The 18,130-nt window shown below is 69.5% G+C and carries 17 protein-coding genes; 10 read left to right on the top strand and 7 right to left on the bottom strand.

The window, feature by feature from the left end:
- Positions 1-470: 470 nt before the first annotated feature.
- Genes ACAD63_RS03905 through ACAD63_RS03935 form a run of 7 tightly spaced genes read left to right on the top strand, consistent with a single transcriptional unit; the run spans position 471 to position 7,347 of the window.
- Positions 471-2,381, top strand: coding sequence for a TonB-dependent receptor domain-containing protein (locus tag ACAD63_RS03905; protein WP_135705828.1), 1,911 nt, complete (start codon positions 471-473; stop codon positions 2,379-2,381).
- 15 nt (positions 2,382-2,396) lie between these two features.
- Complete coding sequence (locus tag ACAD63_RS03910) at positions 2,397-3,404, top strand: FecCD family ABC transporter permease (protein WP_135705826.1); 1,008 nt, start codon at positions 2,397-2,399, stop codon at positions 3,402-3,404.
- Complete coding sequence (locus ACAD63_RS03915) at positions 3,401-4,249, top strand: ABC transporter ATP-binding protein (protein WP_434033437.1); 849 nt, start codon at positions 3,401-3,403, stop codon at positions 4,247-4,249. Before ACAD63_RS03910 ends, ACAD63_RS03915 begins: the two co-directional genes overlap by 4 nt.
- Positions 4,246-4,878, top strand: a complete 633-nt coding sequence (cobO, locus tag ACAD63_RS03920; protein ID WP_434033438.1) for a cob(I)yrinic acid a,c-diamide adenosyltransferase — start codon at positions 4,246-4,248, stop codon at positions 4,876-4,878. The genes ACAD63_RS03915 and cobO overlap by 4 nt, the downstream gene beginning before the upstream one ends.
- 44 nt (positions 4,879-4,922) lie before the next feature.
- Positions 4,923-5,963 (top strand): nicotinate-nucleotide--dimethylbenzimidazole phosphoribosyltransferase, encoded by a 1,041-nt coding sequence (cobT, locus tag ACAD63_RS03925; RefSeq protein WP_135705820.1) that lies wholly within the window; start codon positions 4,923-4,925, stop codon positions 5,961-5,963.
- Complete coding sequence (locus tag ACAD63_RS03930) at positions 5,960-6,775, top strand: adenosylcobinamide-GDP ribazoletransferase (protein WP_133092158.1); 816 nt, start codon at positions 5,960-5,962, stop codon at positions 6,773-6,775. Before cobT ends, ACAD63_RS03930 begins: the two co-directional genes overlap by 4 nt.
- A complete protein-coding gene (locus ACAD63_RS03935) occupies positions 6,760-7,347 on the top strand; it encodes a histidine phosphatase family protein (RefSeq protein WP_135705817.1) in 588 nt (195 codons plus the stop codon). Before ACAD63_RS03930 ends, ACAD63_RS03935 begins: the two co-directional genes overlap by 16 nt.
- Before the next feature lie 15 nt (positions 7,348-7,362).
- Here the strand turns inward: ACAD63_RS03935 and ACAD63_RS03940 are convergent, their stop codons facing one another.
- The 4 genes from ACAD63_RS03940 to cobU are packed head-to-tail and all read right to left on the bottom strand — an operon-like array spanning position 7,363 to position 10,936.
- Positions 7,363-8,277 (bottom strand): cobalamin-binding protein, encoded by a 915-nt coding sequence (locus ACAD63_RS03940; RefSeq protein WP_434033439.1) that lies wholly within the window; start codon positions 8,275-8,277, stop codon positions 7,363-7,365.
- A 9-nt stretch (positions 8,278-8,286) separates the two neighbouring features.
- Positions 8,287-9,306: a threonine-phosphate decarboxylase CobD gene (gene cobD / locus ACAD63_RS03945; RefSeq protein ID WP_434033440.1), complete on the bottom strand. Its 1,020-nt coding sequence runs from the start codon at positions 9,304-9,306 to the stop codon at positions 8,287-8,289.
- The gene (cbiB, locus tag ACAD63_RS03950; RefSeq protein WP_133092154.1) at positions 9,303-10,277 is read right to left on the bottom strand and encodes an adenosylcobinamide-phosphate synthase CbiB; all 975 of its coding nucleotides are present in this window, start codon (positions 10,275-10,277) and stop codon (positions 9,303-9,305) included. Before cbiB ends, cobD begins: the two co-directional genes overlap by 4 nt.
- Positions 10,271-10,936, bottom strand: coding sequence for a bifunctional adenosylcobinamide kinase/adenosylcobinamide-phosphate guanylyltransferase (cobU, locus tag ACAD63_RS03955; RefSeq protein ID WP_135705812.1), 666 nt, complete (start codon positions 10,934-10,936; stop codon positions 10,271-10,273). The genes cbiB and cobU overlap by 7 nt, the downstream gene beginning before the upstream one ends.
- Before the next feature lie 72 nt (positions 10,937-11,008).
- Here cobU and ACAD63_RS03960 point away from each other — a divergent pair, with 72 nt between their 5' ends.
- Together ACAD63_RS03960 and ACAD63_RS03965 are read left to right on the top strand one after the other, a co-directional pair.
- Positions 11,009-12,517, top strand: coding sequence for a cobyric acid synthase (locus tag ACAD63_RS03960; RefSeq protein ID WP_434033441.1), 1,509 nt, complete (start codon positions 11,009-11,011; stop codon positions 12,515-12,517).
- Between the two features lie 155 nt (positions 12,518-12,672).
- Positions 12,673-13,866 carry a PepSY-associated TM helix domain-containing protein gene (locus ACAD63_RS03965; protein WP_135705808.1) on the top strand — a complete coding sequence of 398 codons (1,194 nt, stop codon included), beginning with the start codon at positions 12,673-12,675 and terminating at the stop codon, positions 13,864-13,866.
- Positions 13,867-13,922: 56 nt separating this feature from the next.
- Here the strand turns inward: ACAD63_RS03965 and panC are convergent, their stop codons facing one another.
- The 3 genes from panC to ACAD63_RS03980 form a co-directional block, all read right to left on the bottom strand.
- Positions 13,923-14,771, bottom strand: coding sequence for a pantoate--beta-alanine ligase (panC, locus tag ACAD63_RS03970; protein WP_135705806.1), 849 nt, complete (start codon positions 14,769-14,771; stop codon positions 13,923-13,925).
- Positions 14,772-14,950: 179 nt separating this feature from the next.
- Complete coding sequence (locus tag ACAD63_RS03975) at positions 14,951-15,841, bottom strand: segregation and condensation protein A (RefSeq protein ID WP_133092504.1); 891 nt, start codon at positions 15,839-15,841, stop codon at positions 14,951-14,953.
- A 28-nt stretch (positions 15,842-15,869) separates the two neighbouring features.
- Positions 15,870-16,061 (bottom strand): DUF3460 family protein, encoded by a 192-nt coding sequence (locus ACAD63_RS03980; protein ID WP_029046065.1) that lies wholly within the window; start codon positions 16,059-16,061, stop codon positions 15,870-15,872.
- Positions 16,062-16,309: 248 nt separating this feature from the next.
- Between ACAD63_RS03980 and ACAD63_RS03985 the strand changes: the two genes are divergently transcribed.
- Complete coding sequence (locus ACAD63_RS03985) at positions 16,310-18,127, top strand: autotransporter assembly complex protein TamA (protein WP_434033442.1); 1,818 nt, start codon at positions 16,310-16,312, stop codon at positions 18,125-18,127.
- Positions 18,128-18,130 lie beyond the last annotated feature (3 nt).

Genomic DNA, 18,130 nt, shown 5'->3' on the forward strand with positions numbered 1-18,130 from the left:
GCCTTCTGCACCCAAAACCACGGCAGAGTTGTGACAAAACACTACGGGCGCCGCGTTGACTCGGGTAGCGAAACTCCCTACACTCGCGCACGTTCCAGGTGCTCGCCCTTTTCGTCCCTGGCGAAAGGGCAGTTCAACGGGAAACAGGGAGCCTTGCCGGCCGCGCGCCGGACGGGCCAACCTGTGCTGCCCCCGCAACGGTAAGCGACCGCGTGCGCATCCGCCAGCGCCAGCCACTTCCGCAGCCAGCTGCCGGAAGGGCCGCCGGCAACGACCGGGATCCGATCCCGGCCACATGTCCACGCAGGACCGGCCGCACGCCACTGAACCTCGGGTTCGGGAAGGCGCCGGTTCCGAGTCGCCAGCCCGGATACCGGCCTGAACGCGGGCTGCCGCCCGTGCGCGGCACGCCTCATCGCCATATGGTCCGCGGGGGAACGGGCCCGGCCGTTCCTACCTAGTCCTGCATCATGCGTTCATCGCTCCACAGGTCGACCCGCCCGGCAGCAGCCCCGGCGGTGCGTCCGCTCGTGCCCGCAACCTCGTCTGCGATTGCGGCAGCCATTGCCTCGTTCACCCTGGTCCCGGCCACCTCGTTCGCGCAAGCCGCCGACAGCGGCACCGCCCAGCAACTGGCCCCGGTGGTGGTGACCTCCACCCGCACCGCGCAATCCATTACCGAGGCACTGCCGCACACGACGGTGGTGACGCAGCAAGATATCGTCAACTCGCAGGCGCCCGACCTGCGCACGCTGCTGCGCAACCAGGCCGGCGTGGAGCTCACCGCCAATGGCGGCATGGGCACCAACACCTCGCTGTTCATGCGCGGCGCCAACTCCAACCAGACGCTGATCCTGATCGATGGCGTGCGCGTGTCGTCGGCCAGCAGCGGCACCGCGCAGCTGGCCAATATCCTGCCCGACCAGATCGACCGGATCGAGGTGGTACGCGGCAACGTGTCGGCGCTGTACGGCTCGGACGCGATCGGCGGCGTGGTGCAGATCTTTACCAAGAGCGGTGCGGGCCAGGCCCCGGCGGCCAATGCGTCGGTGGAGTACGGCAGCAACAACACGCGCCAGGGCACGGTCGGCTACGGCGGGCAGGTGGGCGATACCTCGTTCAACTTGACCGGATCGGCGTTCAAGACCGATGGCTTCTCGTCGATCAATACGCAACAGGCGCCGCGCGCCAACCCCAACGACAACCCCTACGAGAACCAGAGCGTGTCGGGCCAGGTGAAGCACCGCTTCACGCCCGACTGGGATGCGGGCTTCAGCGGCTACTACTCGAAGAGCAAGCTGTCGTTCGACAGCGCCTTCGGCCGCCCGACCGACGACAACCGCACCAACAGCGAGCTGTACACGCTGTCGGCCTTCGTCAACGGCAAGGTCGGCGCCGACTGGACCACGCACTTCAAGCTGTCGCAGAGCGCGGACAACAGCGACACCTTCCTGAACGGGCGTCCCAACGGCACCTTCAACACCCGCAACCGCCAGTTCAACTGGCAGAACGAGTACGCGGTCGCCGCCAACCACACGCTGCTGTTCGGCACCGACTACCTGCAGCAGGAACTGGTCTCGAGCGCCTACGGCGCGCCCACGCGCAACGTGTTCTCGGTGTTCGGCGGCTACGACGGGCGCATCGGCAAGCACCAGCTGCAGCTCAACGCGCGCAACGACCATTATTCCGACTTCGGCAACCAGGGCAGCTTCTTCGCCGGCTACGGCTATAACGTGACCGATGCGTTCAAGCTGATCGCCAGCGTCAGCAACGCCTTCCGCGCGCCGACCTTCAACGAGCTGTACTTCCCCAACTTCGGCCAGCCCAACCTGCAGCCGGAGCGCGCCAAGTCGGTCGAGGCGGGCGTGCAATACACCACCGCCACGGCGGGCCTGCTGCGCGTGACCGCGTTCGAGACCCGTTACGACGACCTGATCGTGTCGGCGCTGCAGCCCAACGGCATGTTCCTGGCAGAGAACGTCAACAAGGCCAAGGTGCAGGGCATCGAGGCGTCGTGGCGCGCCACCGTGTACGGCACCGACGTTGGCGCCAGCGTGACCTTCCAGAACCCGGTCGACGAGCAGAACGACACCCAGCTGCTGCGCCGCGCGCGACGCCACGCCGCGCTGGACGTGGGCCGCAACTTCGGCAACTGGCGCTTCGGCGGCGAATGGCTGGTATCGTCGTCGCGCATGGACGCCGGTTCGCGCCGCCTGGGCGGATACGGTATCGTCAACCTCAACGCCCGCTACAACATCGACAAGCAATGGTTCGTTGCCGCCCGCGTCGAAAACCTGTTCGACAAGGACTACCAGCTCGCTTACCCCTACAACACGCAGGGGCGCGCGGGCTTCATCACGCTGGGCTGGCGCCAGCGATGAGCGCACGGGCGCGCCATGTCTGAGTTCCGGCGCGCCCTGGCGGTGTGGCTGGCGCTTGCCGTTGCGTCAGCCGCAGTCTTCGCGGCCTCGCTCGCGCTGGGCAGCGTATCGCTCGATGCGCGCGAGCTGTGGCAGGCGCTCAGCGGTGCCGACACTGGTACCGCGGGCGCCATCGTGCGCGAGCTGCGCCTGCCGCGCGCGGCCGCGGCCTTTGCCTGCGGCGGCCTGCTGGCGCTGTCCGGCGCGCTGATGCAGGTGCTGCTGCGCAACCCGCTGGCCGAGCCCTATGTGCTGGGCGTCTCCGGCGGCGCGTCGGTCGGCGCCTTGCTGGCGATGCTGGTGCTGTCGCCGTGGTGGGGCGTGCAGACGGCCGCCGCCGTCGGCGCGCTGGGCTCGATGCTGCTAGTGGCAACGCTGGCACGGCGCGACCTGCTGCACCCGCAGGTGCAGGGCGGCCATCGCGAGGCCGGCGCGCGCCTGCTGCTGACTGGCGTGATCATGGCCGCGGGGTGGGGCGCGGTGATCACGCTGATCCTTGCCGTGGCGCCGGAATCGCGGCTGCGCGGCATGCTGTTCTGGCTGACCGGCGACCTGGGCGGCACCGCCAGCTACGGCGGCGCGCTGGCGACGATGATCGTCGCGCTGCTGCTGGCCATGCCGATGGCGCGCGCGCTCAACGTGATGCTGCTGGGCGAGACCGTGGCGCAGTCGCTGGGCGTGCGCGTGGGCCGGGTGCGGCTGCTGACCTTCCTGCTGGCTTCCGTGTGCATTGCCGTGGCCATTACCACGGCCGGTTCGATCGGCTTTATCGGCCTGGTCGTGCCGCACCTGGTGCGGCTGGCATGGGGCAACGACCAGCGCCTGCTGCTGCCGGCGGCGGTGTTGCTGGGCGGTGCGCTGCTGATGGCGGCCGACCTGGTCGCCCGCACCGTGATCGCACCGGCGCAGCTGCCGGTGGGCGTGATCACGGCACTGCTGGGTGTGCCGACCTTTCTCTACCTGCTGCTGCGGAGGCCGCGATGAACGCGAGCGCCGACTGGTCGCTGCCGCTAGCCGCCTGCCCGGTGCTGGCGCTGCGCGACGTGCGGCTGCGCACCGGCCAGCGCGTGCTGGTCGATGACCTGACGCTGGACATCGGCCCCGGCCAGCTGTGGTGCATCGCCGGGCCCAACGGCGCCGGCAAGTCCACGCTGATGACCGCGTTGGCGGGCCTGCGCCACGTGGACGGCGGCACTGTCGAGATCGACGGCAAGCCTGCCGTGCAAGTGGCGCCGTCGGCGCTGGCACGCCAGCGTGCCTACCTGCCGCAGGCGGTGCACGATACGTTCTCCATGTCGGTGCTCGATGCGGTGCGCGTAGGCCGCCACCCGCACCTGTCCGGCTGGGGCTGGACCGGGCGCGAGGACGACCGTGTGGTGCACGACACCATCCGCGCCATGGATATCGAGGCACTGGCGGCCCGCGACGTGCTGACGCTGTCCGGCGGCGAGCGGCAGCGCGCCTCGCTCGCCGCGGCGCTGGCGCAGCAGGCGCCGCTGCTGCTGCTCGACGAGCCGGTCTCGCACCTCGACCTGCGCCACCAGATCCTGGTGCTGGAGCAGCTTGCCGCGCTGGCCCGCGCCGGTCGCCATGCCATCGTGGTGATCCTGCATGACCTGACGCTGGCGCTGCGCTACGCCACCCACGCCTTGCTGATGGCCGAGGACAGCACTGCGCTGCATGGTCCGGCGGCACAGGTACTCACTCCCGAACATTGCTCCCGCGCGCTGCGCACCCGCATCGTCAGCGTCAGCGACGGCGTGCATACTGCACTGATTCCCGATGGCGCCACGGCGCCGCGATTCTTTACGCAAGGCCCGAGTAAATGACCGATTCTCACAATCCCGCCACCGACGACCCGGAGCGCGACGCACGCCACAAGGCGCGCATGGTGCGCAAGAAAGAAGTGATCGACGCCAAGATCGCCGCCGCGCAGGACGAGCGCGGCGTGATCGTGATCACGACCGGCAACGGCAAGGGCAAATCCAGCTCCGGCTTCGGCATGGTGGTGCGCGCGCTCGGACACGGCATGCGCACCGGCGTGGTCCAGTTCATCAAGGGCGCGCGGCCGACCGGCGAAGAGATGTTCCTGCGCCGCTTCCCCGAGGAATGTGCTTTTCACGTGATGGGCGAGGGCTATACCTGGGACACCCAGGACCGCGCGCGCGACGTGGCCAAGGCCGAAGCCGCGTGGGAAGTGGCCCGCGGCATGCTGCGCGACCCGGCCGTCGGGCTGGTGCTGCTCGATGAACTCAACATCGCGCTCAAGCTGCACTATCTTGATGTGGATCGGGTCATTGCCGACCTGCGCGCACGCCCGCCGATGCAGCACGTGGTCATCACCGGCCGCGGCGCGCCGCCGGCGCTGGTGGAGGCGGCCGATACCGTCACCGACATGACGCCGGTCAAGCACGCCTTCCAGCAGGGCATCAAGGCGCAGCGCGGCGTGGAAATGTAGCCCCGAGTGTTTCCCACGATCCAGACCTCAAGAACCACAGCATCATGCAGTTTCCCGAAATCGCTCCCCTCGACAACACACTGCGTCCCGTGCTTCAGGCCGCCATCGACGACAAGACCAAGCCGCTCGGCGCGCTCGGCCGGCTCGAGTCGCTGGCGCTGCAGCTGGGGCTGATCCTCGGCACGCAGCGCCCCGTGCTGCAGCGGCCGACGGTGATCGTCTTTGCCGCGGATCACGGCGTGGCCGACGCGGGCGTCAGCGCCTATCCGGCCGAGGTCACCGCGCAGATGGTCAGGAATTTCCTGGCCGGCGGCGCGGCGATCAATGTGTTCTCGCGCCAGCACGGTATTGCGCTGGAAATCGTCGACGCCGGCGTGCGCGTGCCGCTGCCGGCGGCACCCGGGCTGGTCAACTGCCGCATCGCCGACGGCACCCGCAACTTCGCGCAGGAACCGGCGATGACGCCGGAACAGGCCGCGGCGGCGATGACCGCCGGCATGGCGCGCGTGCTGCGACATGCCCAGCAGGGCTGCAATGTGATCGGCTTCGGCGAGATGGGCATTGCCAATACCTCGGCGGCCGCGTGCCTGATGCAGCGGCTGACCGGGCTGCCGCTGGCGGACTGCATCGGCCGCGGCACCGGGCTGGACGATGCCGGGCTGGCGCGCAAGCGCGAGGTGCTGGAAGGCGCCCTCGCGCTGCACCCTGATGCGCAGGCGCCGCTCGATGTGCTGGCGACGTTCGGCGGCTTCGAGATCGCGATGATGGCTGGCGCCTTTCTCGCCGCCGCGGCCAGCCGCATGGTGATCCTGGTCGATGGCTTTATCGCCACGGCCGCGCTGCTGGTGGCGCAGCGCATCGACCCCAACGTGCTGCAGTACTGCGTGTTCACGCATTGCTCGCACGAGCGCGGCCACCGCGCGCTGCTGGACCACTTTGGCGCCGAACCACTGCTGGCGCTGGACCTGCGCCTGGGCGAGGGCACCGGCGCGGCGCTGGCGTGGCCGCTGCTCGCGTCCGCGGTCGCGTTCCTCAACGAGATGGCGACCTTCAGCGGCGCCGGCGTCAGCACGGCCTCGGCATGAGTGTGCCGTCCGACCCCGCGCCCGCGCCGGCCGGCTTCGGCGGCGAGCTGCGCTATTTCTTTACCGCGCTGGGCTATTTCACGCGTGTGCCGCTGCCTGGCTGGCTGGCGCGATGGGTCGGATTCGAGCCGCATTACCTGCATGCCGCGGCGCGTTATTTCCCGCTGGTGGGCCTGCTGGTCGGCGGCGCCGGTGCGCTGGTTACATGGGGCGCGCTGCAGTGGTGGCCGGTCGGCGTGGCGGTGCTGCTGGGAATGGCGGCCACGCTGCTGCTGACCGGCGCCTTCCATGAGGACGGCCTGGCGGACTGCGTCGATGCCTTCGGCGGCGCATGGCAGCGCGAAGACGTACTGCGCATCATGCATGACTCGCGCATCGGTGCGTTCGGCGCCATCGCGCTGGTGGTGGCGCTGCTGCTCAAGTGGCAACTGCTGGTGGCGATCGGCACGCAGCACGGTGCGGCGGTATTGCTGGCGGTGCTGGTGGCAGCGCACGCCGCCAGCCGCGCGATGGCGGTCAGCTATCTCGCCACGCTGCAGTACGTGCGCCCGGAAGGCAAGGCCAAGCCTGTGGCGCAGCGGCTCGCCGGCGCGGGGCTGGGGTTCGCGCTGTTGTGCGGGGTGGTACCGCTGTGGCTGGTATCGCCATCGTTCTTTGCGGGCGCCGTGGCTGCGCTGCTAGTGTTGCGCGTGCTGCTCGGCCGCTACTTCGTGCGCCGCATCGGCGGCTATACCGGCGATTGCCTCGGCATGGCCCAGCAGTGCGCGGAGACCCTGATCTACCTGGTGGCATCGGCATGGACCTGGTCCTGATCCGCCATGCGCAGCCCGAGGTGGCTGCGGGCACCTGCTACGGCTGCCTCGACCTGCCGCTGGTGTCGCCACTGATGCCGGTTGCCGCGCAGATCGTGGCGGGCCTGCCGGCGCCCGCGCGCATCGTCAGCAGCCCGCTGGCGCGTGCGCTCGGGACCGCGCAGGCGCTGGTGCAGACCTTGCCGGCCGGCGTGCCGGCTATTCCGGCTATTGCCACCGAACCGCTGTTGCGCGAACTGGACTTCGGCAGCTGGGAAGGCGTACCGTGGGACGAGATCGACCGCGCCGCGCTCGACCAGTGGGCCGCGGACCTGCTGCATGCGCGCCCGCATGGCGGCGAGTCGCCGGCGCAGGCGATGGCGCGCGTGGCCGGCTGGGCCGACGCGCTCGATGTGCGGGACGATTGCTGCGTATGGGTGGTCGGCCATGCCGGGCCGATGCGCATGCTGGCCGCGCACTGGCTCGGCGTGCCGCTGGCGGTGACGGTCAACTGGGCGCTGGGCTTCGGCGCGAGCTGCCGCTTCCGGCTGGGTGCGGATGGGGCGCGGCTCGAATGGTGGAACCGGACATAAAAACGCGGTGGCTGATCAGCGCGCCGGGCGCCGGCTGCGCGCCACGTCGAGGTCCTTGCAGATCTGCTCGATGCCTTGCACCACGCGCGGACCGGCGCGGTTGACCAGGTCGCCGTCGATCACGAACAGGTTGTTGCGCGCCACCGCGGTGATTTGCTTCCAGCGCTGCCACATCGCGTAGTCGGGCAGCGGCTGGTCCGAGCGCGTGGCGCCCATGCCCGCGGTCAGCATTGCTTCCGGATTGCCCGCCACCACCGCCTCGACCGATACCGTCGGCACCAGTGGCGTCTCGGCCCCGAACAGGTTGCGACCGCCGCACAGCGCCAGCATGTCGCTGACCAGGTGCTGGCCGTTGAGCGTCATCAGCGGCTGCTGCCAGACCTGGTAGAACACGGTCACCGGCGGCCGTGCCGCGTAGCTCTTGCGCAGCGTCTCCACCTGCTGGCGGAAGCTGTCGGCGGCGCGCCGCGCGGTGGCTTCCGTGCCCAGCAGGGTGCCCAGCTTCTCCACGTTTTCCGGGATCGATGCCAGCTTGCGCGGCTCGCTGTAGAACAGCGGCAGGCCCAGGGCGCGCAGGCGGTCGGTCTGCTTCTGAGCATTGCCATGGCGCCAGACCACGATCAGGTCCGGCTTGAGCGCGGCGATGCGCTCCAGGTCCAGCGCCTTGTTGTCGCCCACGCGCGGGATGTCGCGCGCCTGTGGCGGGTAGTCGCTGTAGTGGACCGTGCCGACGATGCGGTCGCCGCCGCCGGCGGCAAAGATCATCTCGGTCACGTGCGGCGCCAGCGAGATCACGCGGCGTGCCGGCTGCGCCAGCGTGATGGTCTGGCCGGCATCGTCGACCACCGATACGGCGGCCTGCGCCGCGGGTGCGGCAAGCAGGGCGGTGGCGGCCAGCATCGGGGCAATGGCGAATTTCAATGCGTACATGGCGAGGTTTCAGGCGGTCACCGCGGCCAGCGCGGCATCGAGCCGCTGCCAGCAGGCCGGCCGGTCGGGCGGCAGGCCCAGGCGCAGGCTCGGCAGGCAGCCGCCTGCGGCGTCGAAATATCGGGTCCAGACGCCATGGCGCGCCAGCGCTTCGTGCAGCGCCAGCGCCTCGGCATGCGGTACCCAGCAAAACAACGGGTGCACGACAGCGGTCAGCCCGTGGCGCGCCAGCAGCGTGCCGAGCCGCGCGCCGGACAGGCCCAGTTGCGCACGGTTGGCTTCCTGCCACTGGCGGTCCGCCAGCGCATGCCGGGCGACGGCGCGCGCCGGCCCCGAGACGGTCCAGTGGCCCAGCCGCTCATGAAGCGCATCGAGCAACGGCCGGCGCGCCAGCACGAAGCCGCAGCGGATACCGGCGAGACCGTAGAACTTGCCGACCGAGCGCAGCACTACCAATCCTTCAGTGCCGCTGTGGGCGGCGACCGATGCCGCGGGCAGGCAATCGATGAAGGCTTCATCGACCAGCAGCGTGCCGCCGCGACGTGCCAGCGCGGCATGCCAACGGAGCAGCATTGCCGCCGGCAGCAGCCGGGCGGTGGGGTTGTTGGGATTGACGACGACCAGATGGTCGAGCGTATCGGCAAGGTCCGCGCGAGTGAAGTCCGCTTCGTCCAGCAGCACCACTGTATGTCCGGCTGCGGCGAACGCGGGCGCGTACTCGCTGTAGCCGAGCGCGGCAATGCCGACGCGCCCCGGCCGCAGCAGGCCTGGCAGCGTGCGGATCGCGGCCTGCGAGCCGGCCACCGGCAACGCCTGCGGCGCGCCGAAGGCGTGTGCGGCCAGCTCGGCAAGCCCATCCCCGTCCTGCGGCAGCCGCTGCCACGCGGAAGCGGGCAGCGCCGGCACGGGGTAGCCGTCGGGATGGATGCCGGTGGACAAGTCGAGCCAGTCGGCTTCGGCACGGCCGTAGCGGCGTACCGCGGCCAGCAGGTTGCCGCCATGGCGGATCGGGGGAAGGGCAGGGCTCACGTCGGTGCGGACACGGCAAGAACGGCCAGCGCGCTGGCGCCCGCAAGCGCCAGCCACAGCCACAAGGTACGTTGCACCAGCCGCAGGCACGCCATCACGTGCTCGGCCTGCGGTGCGCTGCCGGCACCCAGCGGCGGACGTTGTTCCAGCTCGCCGTGATAGCGCGCCGGTCCGCCAAGCTGCACGCCGACCGCGCCGGCGCCCGCCGCCATCACCGGTCCGGCATTGGGGCTGGACCATGCCGGCGCCTGCGTGCGCCAGCAGCGCAGCGCCTGTGTGGTGGCGCCCAGCAGCGCGTACGACAGCGCGGTCAGCCGCGCGGGAAGCAGGTTGAGCGCATCGTCGAGGCGCGCCGCCGCCCAGCCGAAATATTGCAGCCGCGGCGTGCGGTAGCCCCACATCGCATCGAGGGTATTGGCCAGCCGGAACACGATCACCGCGGGCGCGCCGCCGAGCAGGAACCAGAACAGCGCGCCGAAGACCGCGTCGTTGCCGTTCTCCAGCGCCGATTCGCAGGCGGCGCGCGCCAGCGCTTCGGCATCGGCATCGGCGGTATCGCGCGAGACGATGCGTGCGGTGAGCGTCCGTGCGGCTGGCAGGTCGGACGCAGCGAGGGCGCCGGCAATCGGGGCGATATGCTGGTGCAGGCTGCGCGCGCCGAGCGCGGCGTACAGCGCGATGGCATGCAGCACCAGTGCCGCGAGCGAATGCCAGCGTGCCGCCGCATCGACCAGCCACCATGCGAGCGCAGCCGGCGCCAGCACCAGCACGCACCAGCAGGCAAGGCCCGCCAGGCGCTGCCGCCATGGCGCGCCGCGGCGTTGGGGATCGTTGCAGCGTCGTTCGAGGGCTGAAGCGAGGCGGCCAAAGCCGACCAGCGGATGGAAGCGGCGCGGCTCGCCCAGCCACCGGTCAAGCAGAACGCCGGCCAGCGCCGCGGCCACGCAAGCCGGCCAGGCCTGCATCAGCATGCGGGATCGGCGCCCTTGACCGGGACCGGGATGCCCGCCACCAGCAGCCGCACGCGGTCCGCGGCGGCGGCCAGCTTCTGGTTCAGGCGTCCCAGTTCATCGACGTAGAAGCGGGTGATCGCGCCCATCGGCACCACGCCGAAGCCGATCTCGTTGGAGACCAGTATCACGTGGCCGGGCAGCGTGGGCAGCGCGGTCAGCAGCGACTCGATCTCTTCGGTGAAGGCATCGGGCGGCGTGATCACGCCATGATCGGGATAGCTGCGGCCGTCGGGGAAGAGCAGGTTGTTCATCCACAGCGTCATGCAGTCCACCAGGATGCAGCCGTCGTGGCGCGCATTGGCATAGAGCGCATCGGCCAGCCGCACCGGCTCTTCCACCAGGCGCCAGTCGACGGGACGGCGGGCGCGGTGCAGCGCGATGCGGACTTCGAGTTCCTGGTCGGCCCGTGCGGGATCCTGGCGCGCGGTGGCGATATACGTGACCGGCCCGCCGGTGATGCCGGCGTGGTCGCTCGCCAGCTGTTCGGCGTAGTGGCTCTTGCCGGAGCGCGCGCCGCCCAGCACCAGCGTCAGCTGCCGCGCGCCGGATGCGCCGGCCGCAAGCGGCTTCTCCGCACTGGCGGTAGCGGGTTCAGGGGCGATGGCCGGGGTTTCCATCCGCGTATTGTAGCCGCCGCATCCGACCCTCGCATCCCGCCATCGCATGAAGGCCGATGCGATAATTCGCCGATGTATACCGATTCCCCGCTTTCCTTGCCGCCGGGTGCCCTGCGCGGCACGCTGATGGTCCAGGGCACCACCTCCGATGCCGGCAAGAGCACCGTGGTCGCGGGGCTGTGCCGCGTGCTGGCGCGCGCCGGCACGCGCGTGGCGCCGTTCAAGCCGCAGAACATGGCGCTGAACAGCGCGGTGACCGCGGACGGCGGCGAAATCGGCCGCGCGCAGGCGCTGCAGGCGCAGGCCGCGCGGCTGGCGCCCCATACCGACATGAACCCGGTGCTGCTCAAGCCCAGCAGCGACACCGGCGCGCAGGTGATCATCCATGGCCGCGCGCGGCTCGACCTCGATGCCCGCGCCTACCACGCCTACAAGCCCGAGGCGATGAAGGCGGTGCTCGCCTCGCACGCGCGGCTGGAACAGGCCTATGACGTGGTGCTGGTGGAAGGCGCCGGCAGCCCCGCCGAGATCAACCTGCGCGAGCGCGATATCGCCAACATGGGCTTCGCCGAGCGGGTCGATTGCCCGGTGGTGCTGGTCGCCGATATCGATCGCGGCGGCGTGTTCGCGCACCTGGTCGGCACGCTCGATTGCCTGTCTGACAGCGAACGCGCGCGCGTGACCGGCTTCATCATCAACCGCTTCCGCGGCGATATCAGCCTGCTCGAGCCGGGTCTCGACTGGCTCACCGCACGCACCGGCAAGCCAGTGTTCGGCGTGCTGCCGTACCTGCACGGCCTGCACCTGGATGCGGAGGACGCCATCATCGGCACCCAGGCCACCAGGTCCGGGGCGCAGCGGCTGCGCGTGATCGTGCCGGTGCTGCCGCGCATCGCCAACCATACCGACTTCGACGCGCTGCGCGCCCATCCGCAGGTAGACCTGCAGTTCATCGGGCCCGGCATGCCGGTCCCGCCTGCCGACCTGGTGGTGCTGCCCGGCAGCAAGAGCGTGCGTGCCGACCTGGCGTTCCTGCGCGCCAACGGCTGGGAGGCGGCGCTGCAGCGGCACCTGCGCTACGGCGGCAAGCTGGTCGGCATCTGCGGCGGCATGCAGATGCTGGGCCGGCAAGTGCATGACCCCGACGGCCGCGAAGGCCCTGCCGGCAGCAGCGCGGGCCTGGGCTGGCTCGACTACGAGACCACGCTCGCCGCCGAGAAGCAGCTGCGCCAGGTCAGCGGGCGGCTGGCGGATGCGGACGCGCCAGTGCGGGGCTACGAGATCCATCTGGGCGTTACCACCGGCGCCGGGCTGGAGCGGCCCGCGCTGTGGCTCGACCGCGGCGACGGCACCATGCGCCCCGACGGCGCCTGCTCGGCCGATGGCCAGGTCATGGCGACTTATGTCCACGGCCTGTTCGACGATCCGGCCGGCTGCCAGGCGCTGCTGCACTGGGCAGGACTGGATGGCGCGCAGGCAGTGGACCTCGATGCGCTGCGCGAAGCGTCGATCGAGCGGCTTGCCGACACCCTGGCGGCGCACCTCGACCTGGGGGCAATGTTCGCGCCGCTGCAACGCTGAGCAGTCGTTGCGGATCCGCCATTGCGCGGATCGTGCCGTCTCCGCGCAACTTCTCCCTGTTAGAATCGCGAATCTTTCGCATTTGCATTCCGTCGCGATATGGCTTTCGGGTCATATCGAGCACGCTGCAGCGTCTCAAATACACAACACAAGCCATGGTCACCGGCCGCCTGCGCGTCGTCCTCGTCAAGCTGCATCTCTATATCGGGCTGAGCCTCGGCCTGCTTTTTGTCCTGTTGGGCCTGACCGGCATGGCCATCGCGTGGCGCGATGAGCTCGATGCCTGGCTCAACCCGGACCTGCTGGTTGCGTCGGCGCCCGCCAGTGGAATCGTTACGCCGGCTACCGTCCAGGCCGTGACCGAGCGCCTGGCCGCGCCGCCGTATGGCCGGCCCAACCTGCTGATGCTGCCGACCCACGACGAAGGCGTCTTCATCGCCTGGTATCCGGTCAAGGGGCCGGAGGGCGTGGTACCGGGCCGCTCGCGGCAGGTGATGGTCGATCCGGTGACGCTGGCGGTGAAGGGCGAGCGCGTGTGGGGCGAGCCCGGCGTCTCGCGCCGGCTACTGCTGCCCACGCTGTTCCACCTGCACCGTTACCTGCTCAGCGGCGAGACCGGCAAGACCATCACCGGCGTGGCGGGCATGATGTTGCTGCTGACCACGCTGGTGGGCGTGGCGGTGTGGTGGCCCAAGACGAAACTGCGCGCATGGGCGCAGGCGTTCCGGATCAGCCATGGCGGCTCGTGGCCGCGCTTCAACTATTCGCTGCACCGGGCCGGCGGCATCCTGGCGGCGCCGGTGCTGGCCATCCTTGCCTTTTCGGGCTGGTACCTGAACCTGCCGAAATGGGTGACGCCGATCGTGGCGGGGGTGATGACGGTGACACCGCCGGCCAAGCATGTCTCGGCCCCGCATGCGCCCGATGCCCGCCCGCTCGACGCAGGCCAGATCATGGCGGCGGCGCAGTCCCAGTATCCCGACGCGCGCATCACCCGCATCAGCTTCCCGCGCAAGCCGGGCGACGCCTTCGAAGTGCGGCTGCGCCAGCCGGACGAGGTGCGCAAGGACAGCGGCGCGACCCGGCTCTGGCTCGACGCCTGGACCGGGACGCGGCTGGGCGCGAAGGACCCGCACGACGCGCCCGCCGGCGACACGCTGCTGAACTGGCTGTTCCCGCTGCATACCGGCGAGGCGTTCGGCCTGCCGGGGCGGATCTTCATCACGCTGTTCGGGCTGGCGCCGCTGGCCTTTGCCCTGACCGGCGTGCTGATCTGGTGGAAGCGGCGGCGCGGGCACCGCCGCCATGTCGTGAAGACGGCGCAGCGCTCAGCCATGCGCCGGGCATGAAAAAAGCAGGCCGGCGGCCTGCTTTTTTTGCGAAACCCGCTAACCCGCGCCCGCGCTCAGATTTCCAGGTTGTCGATCAGGCGGGTCGCGCCCAGCTTGGCTGCGGTCAGTACCACGAGCGGCTCGCCGGCAACAAATTCCTCGTGCGTCGGCGCCTGCAGGTTGCTGCGCTTGCGGATCGACACGTAGTCCGGCTTCCAGCCGCGCTTGGCCAGCGCTGCCACGGCATTGGCCTCCACCGCCAGCAGGTCGGCGCCGGCGCGGTCGCTGCCCAGCACCGTGTCGCGCACCTCATGCAGCGTGCGGTACAGCACCGGCGCCTCGGCGCGCTCGTCCGGGCTCAGGTAGCGGTTGCGCGACGACAGCGCCAGGCCGTCTTCGTCGCGAATGGTCTCGGCCGGGATGATGTCGATCGGCAGCGCGAATTGCTGCACCATGCGGCGCACGATCATCAGCTGCTGGTAATCCTTCTTGCCGAACACCGCCACGCGCGGCTGCGCGCACGAGAACAGCTTCATCACCACCGTGCATACGCCCTTGAAGAAGCCGGGGCGGAACTCGCCTTCCAGGATGTCGCCCAGGTCGTGCGGCGGCTCGACGCGGTATTCCTGCGGCACCGGGTACATATCGCGCTCGGAGGGCGCAAACAGCACATAGACGCCTTCCTTCTGCAGCTTCTCGATATCGTCCTGCAGCGTGCGCGGATACTTGTCGAAATCCTCGTTGGGGCCGAACTGCAGGCGGTTCACGAAAATCGACGCCACCACCGGGTCGCCGTGCTGCCGCGCCAGGCGCATCAGCGACAGGTGGCCTTCGTGCAGGTTGCCCATGGTGGGGACGAAGGCAGCGCGGTTCTGGCCGCGCAGCTGGTCCCGCAGCTCTTGGATGGAGGAAATGACTTTCATCTGGCTAGGTGTGCTGTCGTGAGGGTGTGACCCGTGGCGCCGGTCTCCGGGGGGCGGCGCCGTGACATGCCGGGCCTTCGGGGCGTTTTGCCTTCCTGGCGCTTTTTGGGCCTATTGTGCCGGCTGTCGGCGGATTGTAGATCAAGTGGGACGGGGGCGGACCCTGCCGCAAGGGTGGGTCAGGAAGGGCTGTACGCCAATCGCACATAAATTGGCGCGAACGGCTCGGCCTGGGTGATCTCGACCAGCGACTCGCGCGACAGCTCCAGCATGGCGATAAAGTTGACCACCACCACCGGCACGCCCTTGCCCGAGCGGATCGCGTCCTCGAACAGTTCCGAGAACTCCATGAAGCGCGCATGCTGCAGCCGGCGCAGGATCTGGCTCATGTGCTCGCGCACCGATAGCTCCTCGCGCGAGATCTTGTGGTGCTGGTTCAGCTTGGCGCGCTTGAGCACGTCGGCCCAGGCGGCCTGCAGGTCGATAGTCTCGACTTCGGGGAAGCGCGGCGCCAGGCTCTGCTCGATATAGACCTGCGAGCGCAGGAAGTCGCGGCCAAGCTGCGGCACCGTGTCCAGGCGCTGCGCGGCCAGCTTCATCTGCTCGTACTCCAGCAGGCGGCGCACCAGTTCGGCGCGCGGGTCCTCGGCGTCTTCGTCGCTGTCGGCCTTCTTGACCGGCAGCAGCATGCGCGACTTGATCTCGATCAGCATGGCCGCCATCAGCAGGTATTCCGCCGCCAGCTCCAGGTTGGTCTTGCGGATCTGCTCGATATACGACAGGTACTGTCGCGTGACCTGCGACATCGGGATGTCGAGGACGTTGAAGTTCTGCTTGCGGATCAGGTACAGCAGCAGGTCCAGCGGGCCTTCGAACGCTTCCAGGAAGATTTCGAGCGCATCGGGCGGGATGTATAGGTCCTGCGGCAGCTTGAACAGCGGCTCGCCGTACAGGCGCGCGAACGCCATCCCGTCGACCATGTCGGCGGGACCCGCGGGCCCGGCAAGGTTGTCGGCAGCGCCGGCGACCGCGGCGGGCAGCGGCAGCTTGTCCTGGTCGGCTGTGCTCATCGCCGGTGGCAGGGCGCGCTGGCGGGGATCAGTTGTCCTGGGAGTAGACGTATGGCTTCTGGGCCACGCGCGACGCCTGGGCGCGGGCGCGCTCTTCCAGGTCGATCGGCGCCTTGTCCCACAGCAGGGCGCGGCCGTCGCGCTGCTCGGCTTCGAGCGTCGGGCGCTCTTGCTTGAGCTGCTTCAGGAACTGGGTGATCTCGGATTCGTACATGGCCATGGTGAAACCGTATGCGCCGCTTGGGGCGTGTAATGGATGCAGTGGGGCAGGATTTTACAGTATCGGCCCGGCGCGGGGTCGCATTTGGCCCCCGGCCTGCTTTCCGGGGGTAGGAAGATTCCGGACGCAGCGCGGTGTGTGGTCAAATACCGACTTCGTATGTGTGGACAAACGGCGATGCCGCGAGACACCGCTATCACCGCTAAACCTGCTGACACCGCGTCCGGGGCGCCCGGCGACTTCAACGGATGACGATCGACCGCACCGGGGGGACGGATACGGCACATCCCGCGCCGCTGCCCTGGCGGGCGCGCGCGGCCGCGTTCGCGCTCGCCGCGCTGCTGATGATGCTGCTGCCGGCCGGTGCCGCGCTCGGCGCCTACAAGGTCGAGGTCGAAGCCCCCAAGCCGATCAAGGAGATGCTCGAAGAGCACCTGGACCTGTCGCGCTACAAGGACCGCACCGACCTGTCGCAGGACCAGTTCGACTACATGGTCGAGACCGTGGGCGAGCAGGTGCGCCAGTTCACCTCGACCGAAGGCTATTTCGATCCGACCACCACCACCCGCGTGGAGGGCGAGGGCGACAAGCGCGTGGTCCACGTCACGGTCGACCCTGGCGCGCGCACGCTGATCCGCAATGTCGATGTCCAGGTGACCGGCCCGGCGGCGACGCGCTCGCCCGAGCAGGTGGCCGAGATACAGGCCAAGTGGGGCCTGCCGGCGGGCGACCCGTTCCGCCAGGCCGACTGGGACAAGGCCAAGGAAGACGCGCTGATGACGCTGCAGAGCCACAACTACTACGGTGCGCGGCTGGCAGCGTCGCAGGCGCGGGTGGAGCCCGACGAGCTGCGCGCCGACCTGTCCGCGCACTACGCCAGCGGGCCGGCCTACCTGCTGGGGCCGCTCAAGGTCCGCGGCAACCGCCGTTACCCGGAAGAGATCGTCTACAACGTCAACCCGCTCAGCGAGGGCGAGCCGTACCGCGTCGAGCGGCTGCTCGAGCTGCAGCGCGCGATCCAGAACCAGCCGTATTTCTCCAACGTCCAGGTCGACCTGGAGCCGCCGCCGGATGCCGACAAGGCGCCCGACGGCGTGGTGACCGCGCCGGTGTCGGTGCGCGTGCGCGAATACCCGGTGCACCGGCTCAACAGCGGCGTCGGCTTTACCACCGATACCGGCGCACAGGTGGAAGGGCGCTATTCCTACTACAACCTGTTCAACCGCGCCTGGACCTTCGACTCGCAAGCGCGGATCGAACAGAAGCGGTCCTACCTGTTCGCCGAGGCGGCGATGCCGCCGTCCCGCGGCGCCTACCGCAACAGCGTGTACAGCAGCTACGAGCGCACCATCGATCTCGAGAACACCGATACCACCAGCCTGCGCGCGGGCCTGAAGCGCTCGCGCTCGCGCGAGAAGTACGACGTCACCACGTCGCTCGACTTCTACTATGACAAGCTGCTGCCCGAGGGCCAGGCGGCCCAGATCAGCAAGGCGCTGGTGCCGGCCTTCGCCTGGACCCGGCGCGATGTCGACAACCCGGTGTTCCCGCGCCGCGGCAACGTGATTAGCACCCAGGTCGGCGTGGCCGCGCGGGGTTTCCTCAGCGATGCCACCTTCCTGCGCCTGTATGGCCGTATCCGCCAGTACATCCCGGTGGGCAAGCGCGACCTGGTGGTGGCGCGGCTGGAACTGGGCGCCGACCTGACCGGCGACAGTTCGAGCCAGATCCCGGCAACGCTGCGCTTCCGCGCCGGCGGCACCGATTCGATCCGCGGCTACACCTACCAGTCGATCGGCACCCCCAGCGGCTCCAGCATCCTGCCGGCCAAGTATCTCGGCACCGGCAGCCTGGAGTACCAGTACTGGTTCAAGCCGGACTGGGGCGTGGCGGTGTTCTGGGACCTGGGCACGGCCGCCGACAACCTGCGCGGCGTGACGATCTACAACGGCGTGGGCGTCGGCGTGCGCTGGCGCACGCCGGTGGGCCCGCTGCAGCTGGACGTCGGCTACGGCATCCAGGAACAGCAGTTCCGGCCGCATATCTCGCTGGGGGTGGCGTTCTGATGG

The organism is Cupriavidus sp. a3, assembly GCF_051015765.1.
GTDB classification, from domain to species: Bacteria; Pseudomonadota; Gammaproteobacteria; order Burkholderiales; family Burkholderiaceae; genus Cupriavidus; species Cupriavidus oxalaticus_A.